The sequence below is a fragment of the Microbacterium sp. LWH3-1.2 genome (assembly GCF_040675855.1).
GTDB lineage: Bacteria > Actinomycetota > Actinomycetes > Actinomycetales > Microbacteriaceae > Microbacterium.
In genome coordinates this window covers 861,743-879,011 of record NZ_JBEGIK010000001.1, presented here as the reverse complement: position 1 = coordinate 879,011, position 17,269 = coordinate 861,743, and the positions used below count along the sequence as shown (strand labels likewise).

The window sequence follows — 17,269 nt, the reverse complement described above, 5'->3', positions numbered from 1 at the left end:
GCTCAGGTGACGCGCTCGATGACGTAGCCGTCCTCGGCGAGGGTATCGGCCATGAAGGCGGCGCACCACCGGGGCCACGCCTCGTCGTAGACCCCGCCCAGCTCTTCAGTCTCGAAGCGAGAGCGCGCTTCGGTGCCGGCCCAGGCCAAGGCCTACCGCGAGCGGAAGGAGGGCACTGCCTGGGCAGGGTCAGCCGCCGGAGGCGGGCGGAGTGCGCTTGGACTCGGCGAGCTCGTCGACGTGCAGCGCCGCCTCGTCGATGGTGCCGTTGCGGTACGCCTGCCGGCCGACCATGTGCGCCGAGAGAGGCGCCGTCGCGAGCTGGACGAGCACGACCGGCACGAGGAACGCGACCACCGGCCACGACCGCAGCGACAGCGCGATCGCGAGGCAGATGAGGATCATCCCGAGCACCTGCGGCTTGGTCGCGGCATGCAGGCGGGTCGGCACATCGCGAAAGCGCAGCACGCCGATCGCGGCGGTGAGGCAGAGGAGCGCGCCGATCAGGATCAGGATCACGGCGGCGAGGTCGAGCATGGCGGCCATCAGCGGTCCTGGTCCCTTCTCGCGACGAATCGCGCGATCGAGATCGACCCGAACACCCCGACAGCCGCGATGATCAGCAGCACCGGCAGCGTGCGGGTGTGGTGGTTGATGGCCATCTCCGCGCCGAGCACGCACATCACCAGGGTGAGCAGGACATCGGATGCTACGGCCCGGTCGAGGATCGAGGGCCCGATGACGATGCGCCACAACGTGAGCAGCGCCGCGACCGCGAAGATCACGTAGATCGCCAGCAGCAGCACGTTCATCGGGAACCCCCTCGGGCCAGGGAGCCATGGGGGGCGGCATCCCTCATCGCCTGGAGCTGGGCGCGCGAGCCGACCGCTCTCACGATGCGCTCCTCCCAGTGATGCACGCTCGCGCGCTGCTTCTCGACGTCGGCGTCGTCGCGCACGCCGATGACGTGGAGGTACAGGATACGACGGTCGCGGTCGGTGTCGACGATCAGCGAACCGGGGATGAGCGAGCACGTCACACCGACGTGGGTCATGATGAGGTCGTCGTCGGTGACGAGCTGCGCGGCGATGATCGCGGACCCGGGCTGCCGGCGGAAGTCGAGCACCTGCCACGCCACCGTCAGCGAGCCGAGGACCACGGCCACCAGGAACTCCACGACGAACACGAGTCCCCACCAGATGTTCACGCGGCCCGACAGCTCGACGGGCGGCAGCCGGAAGATGCGCGTGACGACGAGGGCGGCGACAAGCCCCGTGACGAACGCGAGCCACGTGAACTGGCCCCACAGCAGCATCCACAGGGCGATGAGCCATACGAAGAACGGCAGCTGCCGCCACGCGGTCACGAACCCGCGGCGGAGCCGGCCCTGAGGCAGGTCGGGGCTCACGGGGTCTTCTCCGTTCCCGCGGCGTCGTCTTCGAGCTGGGTCAGCGACACCGGCTGCAGCAGCGCCTCGCCGATGCGCGTGCACACGTCATAGAGCGGCCCGGCGAAGATCGTGAGGGCAACGGTGATCGCGACCATTCCGGTGGTCGCGGCGGTCATGATCTTCGGGATGACGCGGCGCTCGGTCTCGACACCGGCGGCGGGCGCCGAGCCGAGGTAGGAGATACGCGCCTCGGTCTCGGCCGAATCCTCGTCCTCTCGCCAGAAGGAGAGGTTCCACGCCCGCATGAGCGCATACAACGTGAGGAGGCTGGTCAGGATGCCGCCCACCATCAGCACCATCATGATCGGCGTGCCGACCTGCGCGGCGGCGTCGAACAGCGCGAACTTGCCGATGAAGCCGGAGAACGGCGGCAGGCCGCCCAGGTTGACCGCGGGGATGAAGTACAGGACCGCGATGACAGGCGCCGCCTTCATCAGGCCCTTGACCCGGAGTATCGACGTCGATCCCGCGCGACGCTCGACGAGGCCGACCGCGAGGAACAGCGTCGTCTGCACCACGATGTGGTGGACCATGTAGTAGATCGTCGCGCCGATGGCTGCGGGCGTCGCGATCGCGAGCCCGAAGATCATGTAGCCGATGTGGCTCACGAGCGTGAACGACAGGATTCGTTTGAGCTCCGCCTGGGCCACCGCGCCGAGCACTCCGACGATCATGGTCGCGAGCGCCACCCACATGAGCAGCTGGTTCACGTCGTTGTCGAGGAACAGCTCGGTCTCGGTGCGGATGATCGCGTAGACGCCGACCTTGGTCAGCAGGCCCGCGAAGACCGCGGTGACCGGGGCGGGCGCGGTCGGGTACGAGTCGGGCAGCCAGAACGACAGCGGGAAGACGGCGGCCTTGATACTGAACGCGAGCAGCAGCATGAGATGCAGGATGAGCTGCGTCTCCTGCGGCAGCTCGCCCATGCGCTCGGAGATCTGCACCATGTTCACGGTGCCGAGCGCGCCGTAGATCATGGCGATCGCCGCGAGGAAGAGGATCGACGACACCAGCGAGACGACGATGTAGACCACACCGGTGCGGATGCGCGACTCGGTCGAGCCGAGCGTGATCAGCACGTATGAGGCGACGAGCAGGATCTCGAAGCCGACGTACAGGTTGAAGAGGTCGCCCGCGATGAACGCGTTGAAGATGCCGGCGCCGAGGATCAGGTACGAGGGGTGGAAGATCGAGACCGGGGTGTCGTCGTCGCCGTCGGCCGCACCCTGTCCGACGGAGAAGAGAAGGACGGCGAGCAGCACGATGCTCGACACGACCACGAGGAGCGCCGCGAGCCGGTCCACGTAGAGCACGATGCCGAACGGGATCGGCCAGCCGCCGACCGACACGGCGATCGGCTTGTCGCCCGCGTCGACCACGTAGAGCAGGATCGCTGCTATCACCGTCACGGCGGTGAGCGTCACGACCGAGACCGCCACCTGCGTCTTGCGATGGCGACCCGCGATGAGGGCGACGGCGGCACCGAGGAGGGGCAGCGTCACGAGCAGCGGGACGAGGGCGGGAGCGAGCTCGATCATGCGCCGTCGCCCCTGTCACGGGAACCAGCGCCGTCGTGCCCGTCGGGGCGATCGACGGGCGCGTCGTCGCGCACACCCGCGATGTCCTTCGCGCCGAGGATCATGATCGGCGCGGTCGCGGTGCCCACGAAGTCGGTGGTGGCATCGTCGTCAGCGTCTTCGATCTCGGTTTCCACGTCCATGGTGTCCTCGTCGGCGGCCCCGCGAGAGCGCACCTCGATATCGGCTTCGTCGTCGGTGACGGTGTCGGCCTGACCGAGCTGCCAGGAGCGGTAGATGAGGGCGAGAAGGAACGCCGAGACGGCGAAGGTGATCACGATGGCGGTGAGCGTGAGCGCCTGCGGGAGCGGATCCGACATCTCGTCGACGGATGCCGCGCCGAAGAACGGTGCGACGCCCGGGCGACCCATCACGATCAGGAGGAGCAGGTTGGTCGCGTTGCCCAGGAGCAGGAACCCGATGAGCACACGGGTGAGGCTGCGCTCGAGCATGGCGTAGACCCCGCACGCGAAGAGCACGGCCATCACGACGATGAGGACGAGCGACACGCTCACGAGACCATCACCCCCTGCTGCTCGCGTGCTTCCTGCGCCTGGCGGTCGACCTCGGCGCCGAGGCTGCGCAGCACGTCCAGCACGAGGCCGATGACGACCAGGTACACGCCGATGTCGAACAGCGTCGAGGTGACGAACTCGACGTGTCCGAGCAGCGGCACGTCCCACACCCAGAAGTAGCTCGTGAGCGGCTGGTCGCCGAGGAACACCGGCACGATCGCACACGCGACCGCGATCGACATGCCCGTGCCCAGCAGTCGTCCGGCGTCGGTGGGCGCGGCGGCGCCGAGCTCGTAGCGGCCGCCCGCGATGTAGCGCATGACGAGGGCCATGCCCGCGACGAGACCGCCGGCGAACCCTCCTCCCGGCAGGTTGTGGCCGGCGAAGAGCAGATACAGCGAGACGATGATGATCGTGTGGAAGAGGATCCGCACGATCACCTCGAGCATGATCGAGCGGTTCTCGGGCCGCACGCGCTGGCCGCCGACGAGCCACGCCATGCGGCCGCCGCCGGCGCCGCGCGGCCGCACGCCCTCCGCGGTCTCGACCAGCGGACGCCGCGTGCGGATCGCACCGGTGGGCAGTGACGAGATCGCCCTGGAGAGCGTGTCGGCGCGGTGGGTGACGAACACGAGGGACGCCACGCCCGTCGCTGCGAGGATCAGCACCGACAGCTCGCCCATGGTGTCCCAGCCGCGCAGGTCGACGAGGGCGACGTTGACGACGTTCTTGCCATGGCCGAGCTCGTACGCCAGGTCGGGGAAGGAGTCCGAGATCGGCTTCTCGACACGGGCACTGGTGGCGACGATCGCCACGAGGGCCATCGTGATGCCGACCGCCGCGCCCAGCACAGCCCGGGCCACGGGCCACACCGAGGCATTGTGCTCGCCGAGGCGCGACGGAATGCGCCGCAGGACGAGTGCGAACGCGACGAGCGTGACCGTCTCGACGAGGATCTGCGTGAGCGCGAGATCGGGCGCGCCGCTGGTCGCGAAGAGCAGCACCATGCCGACGCCCGTGACCGACACCAGCACGACGCCGGTGTACCGCTTTCGCGCACGGATCGCGATGAGCCCCGCGGCGATCATGATCGGAGCGACGAGCAGCTGCGTGGGCGTCTGGTACGCGTCGAGCTTCGCCTGCCAGTCGTCGCTCGCGAGCAGCGCAGTCGCCTCGGCCGCGACGAACACGACGAAGATCGTGCCGACGTACACCGGCAGCGAACCGCGCTGCGTGAGGCTCGTGGTGATCACCGAGAGGCGCGCGACCACGCGCAGCGTGCCGTTGTACGCTTCCGCCGCGGTGAAGGGCAGCAGGCGCCTCGCCGGACGCCAGCTCGGCGTCAGCCAGAACACGAGCACGCCGATCGCGATCGTGGCGAGCGAGATCCACAGCGCCGGCTCGAGGCCGTGCCACAGCGCGAGGTGCGCAGGGTGTTCGGGAGCAGCGACGCCCGGAGTCGACGGCGGCGCCTGGTCGGCATAGGGCGCGAAGACCTTGTCGAGCCACGGCGCGAAGGCTCCTGCGACGACGGTGAGGCCCGAGAGCACGATCGGCGCGACGAGGAATCCGATCGGCGGGTCGGGCCATTCCGTATCGGGCATACGGTCGCCGCTCGCCGCGCGCTTGGTTGAGAAGGCGCCCCACAGGAAGCGGATGCCGTACCCCGCGGTCAATACCGAGCCCAGGGCGACGCCGACCAGCGCGACGATCCCCCACACCGCGCCGCCCAGGGCCTCGTGCAGCAGTGAGGCGAGCGCGCCCTCCTTCGCGACGAAGCCGATCGTGGGGATGACGCCGATCATCGACGCGACGGCGATGATCGAGAACGTCGCCATGACCGGTGCCTGCCTACCCACCCCCGAGAGCTCGGTCAGGTCGCGTGTCGACAGTTGTCGGTCGATGACGCCGACCACGAGGAACAGCGCCGACTTGAAGAGGGCGTGACTCAGCAGCAGCGCGAGACCTGCGAGCGCAGCATCCCTGGTCCCGTAGCCGAGCACGACTGTCAGAAGGCCGAGCTGGCTCACGGTGCCGAAGGCGAGCACGCGCTTGAGGTCGGTCTCGCGCAGCGCCTGGAAGCCGCCGAGCAGCATCGTGAAGACCCCCAGCGCGACGACGATCGGCCGCCACGTCGGAGCGATGGCGAAGACCGGGGCGAAGCGGGCGATCAGATAGATGCCCGCTTTCACCATGGCCGCTGCGTGCAGGTAGGCGCTCACCGGAGTGGGCGCCGCCATGGCACCCGGAAGCCAGAAGTGGAACGGGAAGATCGCCGACTTGCTGAGCGCTCCGACGAGGATCATCACCAGCGCGGCGTCGACGATCGGGCCGGACGGCGCTTCGGCGAGGATCGTCGAGATGCTGGAGGTGCCGGCGTCGACCACGAGCAGCACGACGCCGATGAGCATGACGAGTCCGCCGAGCGTCGTCACGAGGAGGGCCTGAAGGGCCGCACGACGGCTCGCCGCACGCTTGTTGTAGTACCCGATGAGGAGGTACGACAGCACGCTGGTGACTTCCCAGAACATCACGAGGACAACGAGGTCGTCGGTGAGGACCAGTCCGTACATCGCGCCCGCGAAGGCGAGGAGCACGGCGGCGAACTGGCCGAGATTCTCCTTCTTGCCTCGGAAGTACCAGCGGCAGTAGATCATCACGAGCGCACCGACCCCGGTGACGACCAGCGTCATGAGCCACGACAGCGTGTCCATGCGCATCGAGAGCTCGATGCCGAGAGGTGGGATCCAAGCGTATGTCTCGAACGGAATATCACCCGCCAGCACCTGCGGCGTGAGCAAGGCGGCGTAGACGAATCCCGCGATCGGGAGGACCGCGGCGACGTAGAACGCGCGGGCGCCGATGCGCGCCACCAGCCACGGCAGAAGGACCGGGACGACCGCGAACGCGCCGAGAACGAGGAGCATTCGGGCCTCCTCGGGGTCGTCGGCAACGCACATCAGAGGACGACGGCGCAAAGCCCAGGCGATCGGGGTGTCGAAACCCATCCTAACGGGCGTGTCGCGCCCGATCGCCCGAACGGCATACATCGCAGCCCCGTCCGGGGGTGTTGCGGGCTGTTCAGGCGCGCGTGGGTGCCGGCCCCGTGGTGTTGCCCTCGCGGAAGGTGCAGGTGAACCGGATCGACGCCGCAGGGGTGCCCTCGAGCATCGCTGCGACGGCGGCGCCGGCCGCGCGCCCCTTGTCGGTGGCGGGCTGCACGAGGGTGGTGAGCTCGTACGGAGCGAGGCCGTCGACGACGATGCCGTCGAAGCCGGTGACGCTGACGTCCTCCGGCACGCGCAGACCAGCTTCTTCGGCCGCCCGGATGACCCCGGCCGCGAGCAGGTCGCTCTGCGCGATGACCGCGGTCGGTCGCCGGTCGGGGTCGGCGAAGATCTCGCGGCCGGCCGCGAACCCCTCGTCGATGAAGCTGCCCGCGGCGGCGAAGGCGGCAGCGTCCGGGAAGACGTCGAGGGCGCCGGCGAGCCGCTCGCGGGTGACGTCCACGGTGACCCCCGTGTCGTCGTGCAACCAGCCGCGCTTCCAGTCGACCCGTGCGGGCAGCGTCACGACGGCGGCTTCGCGGTGTCCCAGCGCACGCAGATGACTCGCGGCCTGGCGCTGGGCCTCGCGGTTGTCGAGCCCGATTCGCGGCACGTCGTCGCCGGCATCCCCTTCGATGACGACGACGGGGATGCGGCGCGCTTTGACGGTCTCGAGCGACTCGCGCAGCAGACCGCTGCAGCCGATGAGCACAGCGGCGTCCAGCGGCGCGGTGGTGAGCGAAGGCCCGCTCCCGGTCGGTTCGTGGTCACGGAGGAGCAGCAGGCCAGCGCCGAGTGGGGTGACCGCATCGGCGAGGCCGTCCATCATGAGGGTCTTCACCGGGTCGAGGAACGCGGTGCCCAGGTGCTCCTCGAACACCACGCCCACGATCCCCGAGCGGCCTCGGCGCAGCGACGCCGCGCGCGGGTCGGGGCCGGTGTAGCCGAGCGCGGCGGCAGCGTCCAGCACGCGGCGGCGGGTCGAGTCCGACACCGGCGTCTTGCCGCTGAACACCACGGAGGCGGTCGACGGCGAGACGCCTGCCTCACGGGCGACGTCCGAGATCGTGGCGCGGCGGATGCCGGTGTCCTGACGGCTCATGCTGTCACGATCGTAGCCCGTCGCGAACAGGTGTTGTCGAATCGATTCGGGCATCGCCGAATCGATTCGCTAGCATGTGCGGATGGACACCGCGCTCACCCGTCGGCAGCTGGTCGCCTGGCGCACCGCGATCTTCACGATCTTCCTCATCATGGGAGTGGGCTTCGCGTCGTGGGCGTCCCGCCTGCCCGCGGTGAAGGTGGACCTGGGCATCAACGACCTCCAGGTGGGCGTCCTGCTGTTCGTGGCGGGCGCCACCTCGATCGTGGGCCTGTCGCTGGCCAATGTGATCGTCGCGCGCTGGGGCGCGCGACGGGGCATGTTCGCGACGATCATCACGTTTGCGCTCGGCGTCGCGCTCGCCGGCGTCGGCGTGGAGTTCACGCAGTCGTACGTCGTCGCCGCCGTCGGGCTCGGACTCATGGGTCTCGGCATGAGCGCCACCGACGTCATGATGAACGTCGAGGCGGCCGCAGTGGAGCAGGCGTTCGAGCGCACACTCATGCCGCTGTTCCACGCGTTCTTCAGCCTCGGCACGGTCGCGGGCGCCGGACTCGGTGTCGCGATGGCGGCCCTCGGCATCGGAGTCGGCTGGCACCTCGCCGCCGCCGGCCTGCTCGTCGTTGTTGCCGGACTGGTGTCGCTGCGCGCCGTCCCCGTGCGCGAGAGCATGCACGACGACCCCGCGACGAGCAGCACGCGCCGCGAGCGCTTCGCCGAGGTCCTGGCCGTCTGGCGCGATCCGCGCACCTACGCCATCGGCGCCATCATGCTGGGCATGGCCTTCGCCGAGGGCAGCGCCAACGACTGGCTCACGATCGCGATGGTGGACGGCCATGACCAGACCGAGGCCGTCGGCGCCATCGCGCTGACCGTGTTCTCGGTCGCGATGACGACGTTCCGCATCCTGGGCGGTCCGCTCGTGGACCGGATCGGCCGCGTGTGGTCGCTGCGCATCCTGTCGATCGCGGCCGGCGTGGGCCTGGTCATGTTCATCCTCGCGCCGAACCTGCCGATCGCCTTCATCGGCATCGCGCTGTGGGGCGCTGGGGCCTCGCTCGGCTTCCCTCTCGGCATGTCGGCGGCGGCGGACGACCCCGGCAAGGCGGCTGCGTCGGTCTCGGCCGCCGCGACCATCGGGTACCTCGCGTTCCTGTGCGGTCCGCCGATCCTCGGCTGGATCAGCCACGAGATCGGCATCCTGCCCACGCTCTGGATCATCGTGGGTCTCATCGCGATCTCGGGACTCGCCTCCGGCGCCGCGAAGCCGATCGCCGGATCGAAGGTCGGCGCGGGGCACGCCCACCACTGAGCCGGCGCCGATCCCGGTCGGATCTCACCGAACGGGTCAGAGGCGGTCCGTCACCGTCGCCGCGACCGTGAGCCACGCGTCGCGGGTCTCTGGCGACAGCGCGTCGAAGTCGATGGGCCCGCCGTCGACCAGCGACGGATCGAACGGTGCGTTCACGACGGCGGACGTCACCCGCTCGAAGTGCTGCGAGAGGCGCGACTCGAGCTTGCGATCCGGGCGCGAGGACGGCGCCGTGAGCACGGTCACCGCCTCGTCGATCTTCCTGCCGAAGCCCTTCTCGCGCAGGCCGTCGAGCAGCCACGCGGCGCTGGCGGCCGTGTCCTCGCGGACGGTCGACACGATCACGAGCTGGTCGGCGGCGGCGACGGCCGCGACCCAGTTCGACGCGCGCATGTTGTTGCCGGTGTCGACGATCATCAGGCGGTAGTACCGGCGCAGAAGTGCGTGGAGCCGATCGAAGGCGGCCGCGTCGATCGTCGAGGAGGCCGCGGCGTCCTCGTCGGAGGCGAGCACGTCGAAGCGCGCGTCGACCTGTGTGCGGACGTAGTGATCGAGCGCCGCGAGGCTCGACCCGCGGAAGTTCGACGCCTCGTCGAGGTCCTCGAGCAGGTCGACGGCGGTGCGGTGGTGCGGGGCGTGCTGCGCGCGCCACCCGAGCGTGCCGCGGGTCTCATTGTTGTCCCACGCGAGGGTCGCCCCGCCGCGCAGCGTCCCGAAGGTCGCGGCCAGCAGCAGGGTGCTCGTCGTCTTGTGCGCGCCGCCCTTCGGGTTGAGCACGACGATCGTGCGCGGGGCGTCGAGACGACGCTGAACCCGCTTCTCGCGGTCGAGCCGCGACCGCTCGACGCGGCCGGGTGCGGGAGAGATGAGGCCTCCCGTCGCCCGGCGCACAGCACCCTGCCAGCCCGTCGTCGCGCGCGGGCGGGCGCCGACACCGCCGCGCGAATCGAGCAGATCCTGCACGGTCGGCCGCGCCGCATCCTCCACCACGGGCGCGAGCGTCGGCACCGCTGCCACCGGCGTCGGCGCCGTGACCGGGACGGCCGCCACCGGGGCAGGAGCGACCGCGGGAACCGCCGTCGTGTCCACCGCCGCCTCCTCCAGCGCCTCGTCGAACGTGCCGTCCGGATGAACGACGAGAGGCCAGCGGGACGAGCCCTCGACGAGCGTCGCGTGGGCCGGTTCTCCGGCGGATGCTGCGAGCTGGCGGATCTCCTCGACCACGCGGTCGCGCAGGGCGAGGCTGTCGGGGGCGACGACCTCCGCCACCTCGCTGCCGACGTGGAGCTCGGCGACGGTGCTGGACAGGATGTGGACGGTCGCGTCGGGGTGACGAGAGTTCATCGGTTCTTCTCCGGAGGAAGGGACGGCGTGGGGGGCCGTGGTCTGAGGGTCGCACGGAAAGCACAGCAGTGCGCGCAACGAGGGCAAAGGCTATCCGACGAGCCTGCGGGCGAGCTGATGCGGGAGGCTAGGCTCTTCGGGTGCGTCTCGTCATCGCCCGCTGCTCGGTCGACTACACCGGGCGGCTCAACGCCCACCTGCCCCTCGCCACCCGCCTGCTGGTGCACAAGGGGGACGGGTCGCTTCTGGTGCACTCCGACGGCGGGTCGTACAAGCCGCTCAACTGGATGAGCCCGCCGTGCCGGCTCGACGTCGAGGTGCCCGACGAGGAGGCGGCGTCCGCCGGAGTGCTCGAGCACTGGCGCGTGACCCACGCCAAGACCGGGGACGCACTGCTGGTGCGCATCTACGAGGTCATCCACGACTCGTCGCACGAGCTCGGCATCGACCCGGGTCTGCAGAAGGACGGCGTCGAAGCCGACCTGCAGCGCCTCCTCGCCGAGCAGGTCGACGTGATCGGAGACAACCTCACGCTGGTGCGCCGTGAGTTCCCGACGGCGATCGGCCCGGTCGACCTGCTGCTGCGCGATCCCGAGGGCGGCACGATCGCCGTCGAGGTGAAGCGCCGTGGCGACATCGACGGAGTCGAGCAGCTGACGCGCTACCTCGAGCTGCTCGGCCGCGACCCGCACCTCGCTCCGGTGACCGGTGTCTTCGCCGCCCAGGAGATCAAACCGCAGGCCAAGGTGCTCGCCGCGGACCGCGGCATCCGTTGCGTCACTCTCGACTACGAGGGCATGAAGGGGATCGAGTCCGGCGCACCGCGCCTGTTCTAACCGCCGAGGGTGCACCACCCTCGTACGGAAGGGGTCGGTGTCTGCTCCGCATAGGCTGGTCCTATGCCGAGCCGATCGCCGTGGACCTGTGTGCTGTGGGATGTCGACGGAACGATCGTCGACGCGTCCGACGGCATCCTCCGCCGCCTCACGATCGCCCTCGAGCACTTCGGCAAGCGCCCGCCGACCCGCGCCGAGCTCGTGCACTGGATCGGGCCGCCGATGTACCAGTCGTTCCAGGTGAACGTCGGCATGACGCCCGAACAGGCGGCCGAGGCGGTCACCTTCTACCGAGGCCTCAACAAGACCGACGGGTACACGACGGGCGCGAAGCTCTTCCCCGGCATGGGTGAGCTGATCGCGGATGTCGCGGCCTGCGGCATCCCGCAGGCCACCGCCAGCTCGAAGCCCGAGGTGCAGGTGGTCGCGCTCATGGACTACTTCGACCTGTCGACCTCGCTCACCGCGATCGTCGGCGCGACCCCCGACGAGAAGACGCTCAGCGCCAAGGCCGACATCGTCGCCGAAGCACTGCGTCGCCTCGCCGCCGCGGGCGTCGACACGAGTCGGCCGGTGCTCGTCGGCGACAGGCACCATGACGTCGAGGGCGGTGCCGCCCAGGGCGTGCCCGTGATCTTCGTGCGGTGGGGCTTCAGCTGGCCGCACGAGTCCGAGGGCGCGCAGGCCGTGGTCGACGATGTCGACCAGCTGCGCGCGCTGCTGCTGTTCGGCGAGTACGCCGACGAGGGCGCGGCCACCGCCGCCGGCGTCGCCGATGCCTGAGCTCGCCGCCACGATCCTGGGGTGGCTGGTGCCGGCCCTGGTCGTGTTCGGCGTGACGGCGATCGCCGTCGCCGTCATCGCATGGGCCGTCCGCCGTGCCCGGCGCTCACCGCGTGCGCGCGCATCCGCCGAGAAGGCGCGTGCGAAGGCGGGTGCGATGCTCGTGCAGCTCGACGACGAGGTCGGCGAGCTCGACCTCGAGGTCGGCCTCTCCGGCGCCCTCTACGGCGGCGATGCGCCGTCGTCGCTGCGGCGGGCACGCCTCACCGCGCAGCACGTGCGTGACGACGCCTTCGAGGAGTACCGCGCGATCAGCGATCCCACGGTCGCCCCCCACGAGGTCCACCGCGTCTCGGCGCGCATCGAGCGCCACGCGGGCGAGGCTCTCGCGGCCGTCGCCGCCGCCCGGCAGGAGCACGGCGCGTGGGTCACGGCGAACGTGTCGGCGGCAGGGCAGATCGACGCGGCCCGCCGCCGCCTCGCCGAACTGAACGCGTCGATGGGCGATCCGGCCGCGCTCGTCGCCGACCTCTCGTCCCGCTTCGCCGAGGAGGAGTGGCGGGATGCCTCGCGCTCGGCGCATGCCGCCCTCTCGGAGGTGTCCGCCGCCCGACGCCACCTCGACGCCGCGTCGTCCCGTGCCGCCGACCCGTCGCTGAGCGCCCTCTCCGAGCTCGCCGCGGCCGAGCGGGCGCTCCGCCAGGCGGAAGCCGACGCCCGCAACCTCGAAGAGTCCCACCGGCTCGTGCTGCAAGCCGCGCAGGCCGTGCCGGACGAGATCGCGTCGGCGCGCAACGCCGTGCGCCAGGCCGCCGTCACGCGCGAACATCTCGACGCCCCCGACGCCGCACGGCTCGGCGCGGAACTGCACGCCATCGATGGCGAGCTGAACCGCATCGAGACGGATGCTGCCCGCCGCCCCACCCGCACGGTCGACGCCATCGCGCGCCTGCGCAGCCGGCTCGACCTCGCGCTGGGTGACGCACGCACGTCCCAGCAGCGCCTGCGCGGCGCGCGCACCGCCCTCCCCGGCACCCTCGCCGCCGCGCGCGGCGCACTCGCGCGGGCCGAAGCATCCGTGTCCCGTTCCCGTGCCGGAGCCGACGCACGGTCGAGGCTGCTCTCGGCCCAGCGCGAGCTCGCTCGGGCCCGCCAGGCGCAGGACCCGGTGGCCGCGCTCGACGCCGCCCGCCGTGCGATGCGCGACGCCGAGGATGCCAAGGCACTGGCGGACTTCGCCCGTCAGGCGGGCCCGCCCGGATAACGGGGACAGCAGCAGAGCCCCCCGCTATCGTGAACCCCATGAGTGACGGGGCGACTCAGAAACCGAACCGAGTGCTCGCCGGCGCAGGGCGGATTCCGGCGACCTTCACGATGATCGCGCTGATCCTCGTGGCGGGCGTCGTGTGGCAGGGGCTGTGGCGGCCGTTCGAGGACTCGGACCTCTTCGACTCGGTCGCGTACGGGCTTCCGGCCTTCGAGGCGGGGCGATGGTGGACGCCGGTCACCGGAACGTTCTTCGTCAACGCGCCCTGGGTCTACGCGTTCACCATCGCAGGCTTCGTCGGCATGGCCTACCTCGAGTTCCGGCGCGGATGGCGCATCGCGCTGGCCTACTACTGGGTCGGGCAGCTGTTCGCGATCTTCGCCACCGCCCTCGTGCTGTGGGGATGCTCCGCGATCGCATCATGGGACTGGGCGCAGACCCAGGCCGCGGCACTGGATGTCGGCCCGTCGGGCGGCACGATGGCCTGCATCGCCGCGGCCGTCGGCCTGCTGCGGAGCCCCTGGCGCGTGCGTGCGTGGCTCGTGCTGCTCGGCTTCGTGTTCGTGGCGATGCTCTTCTGGGGCACGCTCGCCGACCTCGAGCACCTGCTCGCCGTGCTCCTCGTGCTCTTCGTCGACCGATCGCTGCGCGTCCAGCGCACGACGATGCGCGAGCAGCGCCTCATCGCCTTCATCTCGGTGCTGGTGCTCGGCGCGGTCGAGGTCATCACGATCCTCGTGCCGACGAACGGCCCGTTCGGACCGACCGAGCCCGCCTCGGGCGGGTTCTGGGATTTCCTGATCGACGTCGTCATCATCCTCATCATCGCCAACGGGCTCCGGCGCGGACGCCGGTGGGCGTGGGTGCTCGCGGTGATCCTCGCTGTCTTCAACATCCTGACCGCTCTTCTCGTCGGGGTGGCCATCATCGTCGCCTCGCAGGCCCAGGTCGAGGCGACGATCGACGGCGAGACCGAGCTGGCCCTGGCCAGTGGCGCGATGTGGCTGCTCATGCTCATCTACCTGGTCTGGGTGCGCCGTGCCTTCCGCGCTCGGCGGCGTTCGCGGATCGGCCTGCAGCCTCATCCGGGGGTCGAGGACGTGAAGCGGATGCTGCACGCCCACGGCGGCGGGACCCTCTCGTGGATGACGACCTGGGAGGGGAACACCTACGCACGCACGACCGACGGCATCGTCGCCTACCAGCGGCGCGCGGGTGTGGCGCTGGCCCTCGCCGACCCGATCGGTCCGGAGGCGTCGCGCGCGGCATCCGTGGAGGAGTTCATCCACGATGCCGAGCGGGCGGGACTGGTCCCGTGCTTCTTCAGCGCGGACGAGGCCACGCGGGCCGCGGTGCCGGCGTCGTGGCGCAGCCTGGTCGTCGCCGACGACACGATCGTCGACCTGCCAGGGCTCGAGTTCACCGGAAAGCGATGGAACTCGGTGCGCTCCTCGCTCAACCGCGCGGGTCGTGAGGAGATGACTTTCCGCATGACCCGCCTGAACGACGAGTCGTGGGGCGTCCAGCAGCAGCTGCGGGCCATCTCGGAGATGTGGGTCGGCGACAAGGGCCTCCCCGAGATGGGGTTCACGCTCGGCACGCTCGTCGAGGCCGAGGACCCGGAGGTGCGCCTCGCCCTGGCGCTCGCTCCGAACGGCGACGTCGACGGTTTCCTGTCGTGGCTGCCGGTCTACGGCGAGGGCGGCACCGTGAAGGGCTGGACCCTGGACCTCATGCGACGACGCGAGGGTGGCTTCGGCCCCGTGATGGAGTTCCTGATCGGCTCGTCGGCGAGGCTGTTTTCCGACGAGGGCGCGGAGATCATGTCACTGTCGGGGGCGCCGCTCGCCCACGACTACCCGCCGGATGCCGGAATGATCGCTGCGCTCAGCGACAAGCTCGCCGACGCGCTCGAGCCGGTCTACGGGTTCCGGTCGCTGCACCGTTTCAAGGAGAAGTTCCACCCGCGGTACGAGACGATGTACCTGCTCTACCGCGACGAGAGCGACCTCACACGGATCGGCGGAGCGCTCACGCGGGCGTTCCTACCCGACGCGACGCTGCGTCAGTTCGCCGGCGCGGGACTCGAGCTCGTGCGCGGCGACCGCGAATGAGGCCTCCTCGCACCGCCGCCGGCGCGCGACGAAGCCGCGGCACCCACCCATGGGATACCGCGGCTTCGACCGCGTGAAGCGATCGGTCCGCCGATCAGATCGGGCGGATGTTCTCGGCCTGGAGGCCCTTGGGTCCCTGCGCGATCTCGAACTCGACGCGCTGGTTCTCCTCGAGGGAGCGGTATCCACCCGACTGGATTGCGCTGTAGTGCGCGAAGACGTCTGCGCCGCCCTCATCGGGAGCGATGAAGCCGAATCCCTTCTCCGAGTTGAACCACTTGACGGTGCCCTGCGTGCTCATTACTTGCCGTTCTTCGTTGATCTCGTCGCGATTGCGACGATTGCATCCAACGTAGTGAACCGGCGGCCGCGCGGCGAGACCCAGTTGCGAAGGTGACACAAATGTTGCAGAGCAACCGGTGGACCACGGGGCCATCGTCCGCCCGGGCTGAGCTTGGCTCGAAAGCCCGGGCGTCGACGGATCCCCCCGGATAGGCCACGTCTTAACGTGGACAGGGCTAATCGTACCGATATATCGGCGCGAGAGCGAGGCCGGATCCTCAGCGTTTCCGCACTTTCTGATGGGGTCCGGCGGGTTCTCCGGGGAACCTCCTGAGGGCCGCCTCAAGAGGGTCTATGCAGGTGAATCCTCCGGCGTACACTGGTGCCACTCATGACCGCCCCCTTCGTCCCGCTCGAGCCGAGCCGCGCCGTCCTCGGAGACGAGGTGTACGCGCGCCTGGGCGAGGCGATACTCGACGGTCGGCTGGCCCCTGGCGAGCGGCTGCGCGACCAGGAGCTGGCGGAATGGCTCGGGGTCTCGCGCACTCCGGTGCGCGAGGCGCTGCAGCGACTGGAGCGCGCCGGCCTGGTCGAGGTGTCGCCGCACCGCTACACACGGGTGTCGCATCCCAACCAGCAGGACGACACGGTCGAGCTCGTCGCCTTCAACATGGGGCTCGCCGTGCGCATGGCATCGGCTCGCGCTGACGCCGAGGCGCTCGAGATCGCGCTGGAGCGGCTCGACGACGTCATCGCCGCGTCTCGCGCGAACGACGCCGAGGCCCTCGCCGTGGCCAGCCACGCCTTCTTCTCCGTGGTCACCCAAGCGAGCGGCAACTTCGCGCTGCGGCAGTTCGTCCGCGAGTACGAGTTCGCGATCCGGCGCGACATGGTGGGCTGGCGACCGTTCATCGAGTGCCCCATCGGCCGCACGGCCGCCTACGAGGAGTTCCGCGCCGCCTTCGTCGCCCGCGACGCCGACCGTGCCGAATCACTGCTGCGCAGCATCCACGGCCTGAACTGATCTCCCGCTCTTCTCGGTGACGGATGCCGCGGCTACCGTGAAACCGTGCACCATATCGAGCTGCGACCCGTCGACGAAGACGACCTCGACGCCATCTTCGAGATGATGCGCGACCGCGAGGCGATCGCGATGGCCGCCTTCACCGCCGAAGACCCCGACGACCGCGACGCCTTCGACGCGTGGATCGCCCGTGAGTTCGCCACGCCCGGCGTGCTCTCGTTCGTGATCACCGAGGACGGCGGCTTCGCCGGGACCGCGGCATCCTTCACTATCGACGGCGACCGCGAGGTCACCTACTGGATCGCGCGCCACGCGTGGGGCCGGGGCGTCGCGACCGCAGCGCTGCGCCATCTGATCTCGCGCGAGCCCATACGCCCGCTCTTCGCCCGCGTCGCGGCGCACAACACAGCCTCGATCGCCGTGCTCACCAAGGTCGGCTTCACCGAGGTGTCGCGAAACGTCGACTTCGCCCCGGGCATCGGCCGCGAGATCGAGGAGATCGTCTTCACGCTCCCGCCCGCGCTCGACGGCGCGTGAGCGCGGGGAGACAGGCGCGGACTCCGGGGTGGGTCTCGTCGGCCATTGGCCATTGGACCCCTCGGTCCGCCGTGCACTC

17 protein-coding genes are annotated in these 17,269 nt (G+C 70.2%); 7 read left to right on the top strand and 10 right to left on the bottom strand.

Annotated features, from left to right (window positions below; genetic code table 11):
* Window positions 1–2: 2 nt before the first annotated feature.
* The 8 genes from MRBLWH3_RS04195 to MRBLWH3_RS04160 form a co-directional block, all read right to left on the bottom strand.
* Window positions 3–149: a hypothetical protein gene (locus MRBLWH3_RS04195; RefSeq protein WP_363428987.1), complete on the bottom strand. Its 147-nt coding sequence runs from the start codon at window positions 147–149 to the stop codon at window positions 3–5.
* 40 nt (window positions 150–189) lie between these two features.
* Complete coding sequence (mnhG, locus tag MRBLWH3_RS04190) at window positions 190–546, bottom strand: monovalent cation/H(+) antiporter subunit G (RefSeq protein ID WP_363428985.1); 357 nt, start codon at window positions 544–546, stop codon at window positions 190–192.
* Window positions 546–812, bottom strand: coding sequence for a monovalent cation/H+ antiporter complex subunit F (locus MRBLWH3_RS04185; protein ID WP_220288949.1), 267 nt, complete (start codon window positions 810–812; stop codon window positions 546–548). Before MRBLWH3_RS04185 ends, mnhG begins: the two co-directional genes overlap by 1 nt.
* Complete coding sequence (locus MRBLWH3_RS04180; RefSeq protein ID WP_363428983.1) at window positions 809–1,408, bottom strand: Na+/H+ antiporter subunit E; 600 nt, start codon at window positions 1,406–1,408, stop codon at window positions 809–811. The genes MRBLWH3_RS04185 and MRBLWH3_RS04180 overlap by 4 nt, the downstream gene beginning before the upstream one ends.
* Window positions 1,405–2,988: a Na+/H+ antiporter subunit D gene (locus MRBLWH3_RS04175; protein ID WP_363428981.1), complete on the bottom strand. Its 1,584-nt coding sequence runs from the start codon at window positions 2,986–2,988 to the stop codon at window positions 1,405–1,407. Before MRBLWH3_RS04175 ends, MRBLWH3_RS04180 begins: the two co-directional genes overlap by 4 nt.
* Window positions 2,985–3,542: a Na(+)/H(+) antiporter subunit C gene (locus tag MRBLWH3_RS04170; RefSeq protein ID WP_363428979.1), complete on the bottom strand. Its 558-nt coding sequence runs from the start codon at window positions 3,540–3,542 to the stop codon at window positions 2,985–2,987. The genes MRBLWH3_RS04175 and MRBLWH3_RS04170 overlap by 4 nt, the downstream gene beginning before the upstream one ends.
* Entirely contained in the window at window positions 3,539–6,469 is a 2,931-nt protein-coding gene (locus MRBLWH3_RS04165; protein ID WP_363428977.1) for a Na+/H+ antiporter subunit A, read from the bottom strand. The genes MRBLWH3_RS04170 and MRBLWH3_RS04165 overlap by 4 nt, the downstream gene beginning before the upstream one ends.
* A 154-nt stretch (window positions 6,470–6,623) precedes the next feature.
* Window positions 6,624–7,691: a LacI family DNA-binding transcriptional regulator gene (locus MRBLWH3_RS04160; protein ID WP_363428975.1), complete on the bottom strand. Its 1,068-nt coding sequence runs from the start codon at window positions 7,689–7,691 to the stop codon at window positions 6,624–6,626.
* Between the two features lie 82 nt (window positions 7,692–7,773).
* Between MRBLWH3_RS04160 and MRBLWH3_RS04155 the strand changes: the two genes are divergently transcribed.
* Entirely contained in the window at window positions 7,774–9,003 is a 1,230-nt protein-coding gene (locus MRBLWH3_RS04155; RefSeq protein ID WP_363428973.1) for an MFS transporter, read from the top strand.
* A gap of 36 nt (window positions 9,004–9,039) precedes the next feature.
* Here the strand turns inward: MRBLWH3_RS04155 and MRBLWH3_RS04150 are convergent, their stop codons facing one another.
* Window positions 9,040–10,347: a MinD/ParA family ATP-binding protein gene (locus MRBLWH3_RS04150; protein ID WP_363428971.1), complete on the bottom strand. Its 1,308-nt coding sequence runs from the start codon at window positions 10,345–10,347 to the stop codon at window positions 9,040–9,042.
* 140 nt (window positions 10,348–10,487) lie between these two features.
* Here MRBLWH3_RS04150 and nucS point away from each other — a divergent pair, with 140 nt between their 5' ends.
* The 4 genes from nucS (at window position 10,488) to MRBLWH3_RS04130 (ending at window position 15,347) form a co-directional block, all read left to right on the top strand.
* Entirely contained in the window at window positions 10,488–11,183 is a 696-nt protein-coding gene (gene nucS, locus MRBLWH3_RS04145; protein ID WP_363428969.1) for an endonuclease NucS, read from the top strand.
* A 63-nt stretch (window positions 11,184–11,246) separates the two neighbouring features.
* Entirely contained in the window at window positions 11,247–11,966 is a 720-nt protein-coding gene (locus tag MRBLWH3_RS04140; RefSeq protein WP_363428967.1) for an HAD hydrolase-like protein, read from the top strand.
* Window positions 11,959–13,230: a hypothetical protein gene (locus MRBLWH3_RS04135; RefSeq protein WP_363428965.1), complete on the top strand. Its 1,272-nt coding sequence runs from the start codon at window positions 11,959–11,961 to the stop codon at window positions 13,228–13,230. Before MRBLWH3_RS04140 ends, MRBLWH3_RS04135 begins: the two co-directional genes overlap by 8 nt.
* Window positions 13,231–13,268: 38 nt before the next feature.
* Window positions 13,269–15,347 (top strand): bifunctional lysylphosphatidylglycerol flippase/synthetase MprF, encoded by a 2,079-nt coding sequence (locus MRBLWH3_RS04130; RefSeq protein ID WP_363428963.1) that lies wholly within the window; start codon window positions 13,269–13,271, stop codon window positions 15,345–15,347.
* 94 nt (window positions 15,348–15,441) lie between these two features.
* On the opposite strand, the gene MRBLWH3_RS04125 is transcribed toward MRBLWH3_RS04130, so the two are convergent.
* Window positions 15,442–15,648 carry a cold-shock protein gene (locus MRBLWH3_RS04125; RefSeq protein WP_229384785.1) on the bottom strand — a complete coding sequence of 69 codons (207 nt, stop codon included), beginning with the start codon at window positions 15,646–15,648 and terminating at the stop codon, window positions 15,442–15,444.
* A gap of 372 nt (window positions 15,649–16,020) precedes the next feature.
* Between MRBLWH3_RS04125 and MRBLWH3_RS04120 the strand changes: the two genes are divergently transcribed.
* Both MRBLWH3_RS04120 and MRBLWH3_RS04115 read left to right on the top strand, forming a co-directional pair.
* Entirely contained in the window at window positions 16,021–16,653 is a 633-nt protein-coding gene (locus MRBLWH3_RS04120; protein ID WP_363428961.1) for a GntR family transcriptional regulator, read from the top strand.
* Window positions 16,654–16,698: 45 nt separating this feature from the next.
* Window positions 16,699–17,190 (top strand): GNAT family N-acetyltransferase, encoded by a 492-nt coding sequence (locus tag MRBLWH3_RS04115; RefSeq protein ID WP_363428959.1) that lies wholly within the window; start codon window positions 16,699–16,701, stop codon window positions 17,188–17,190.
* Window positions 17,191–17,269 lie beyond the last annotated feature (79 nt).

Coding starts and splice junctions, on each gene's coding strand:
- MRBLWH3_RS04130 (WP_363428963.1), top strand. CDS start 13,269: ATGAGTGACGGGGCGACTCAGAAACCGAACCGAGTGCTCGCCGGCGCA.
- MRBLWH3_RS04140 (WP_363428967.1), top strand. CDS start 11,247: ATGCCGAGCCGATCGCCGTGGACCTGTGTGCTGTGGGATGTCGACGGA.
- MRBLWH3_RS04160 (WP_363428975.1), bottom strand. CDS start 7,691: ATGAGCCGTCAGGACACCGGCATCCGCCGCGCCACGATCTCGGACGTC.
- mnhG (WP_363428985.1), bottom strand. CDS start 546: ATGGCCGCCATGCTCGACCTCGCCGCCGTGATCCTGATCCTGATCGGC.
- MRBLWH3_RS04165 (WP_363428977.1), bottom strand. CDS start 6,469: ATGCTCCTCGTTCTCGGCGCGTTCGCGGTCGTCCCGGTCCTTCTGCCG.
- MRBLWH3_RS04185 (WP_220288949.1), bottom strand. CDS start 812: ATGAACGTGCTGCTGCTGGCGATCTACGTGATCTTCGCGGTCGCGGCG.
- MRBLWH3_RS04175 (WP_363428981.1), bottom strand. CDS start 2,988: ATGATCGAGCTCGCTCCCGCCCTCGTCCCGCTGCTCGTGACGCTGCCC.
- MRBLWH3_RS04125 (WP_229384785.1), bottom strand. CDS start 15,648: ATGAGCACGCAGGGCACCGTCAAGTGGTTCAACTCGGAGAAGGGATTC.
- MRBLWH3_RS04150 (WP_363428971.1), bottom strand. CDS start 10,347: ATGAACTCTCGTCACCCCGACGCGACCGTCCACATCCTGTCCAGCACC.
- MRBLWH3_RS04120 (WP_363428961.1), top strand. CDS start 16,021: ATGACCGCCCCCTTCGTCCCGCTCGAGCCGAGCCGCGCCGTCCTCGGA.
- MRBLWH3_RS04135 (WP_363428965.1), top strand. CDS start 11,959: ATGCCTGAGCTCGCCGCCACGATCCTGGGGTGGCTGGTGCCGGCCCTG.
- MRBLWH3_RS04155 (WP_363428973.1), top strand. CDS start 7,774: ATGGACACCGCGCTCACCCGTCGGCAGCTGGTCGCCTGGCGCACCGCG.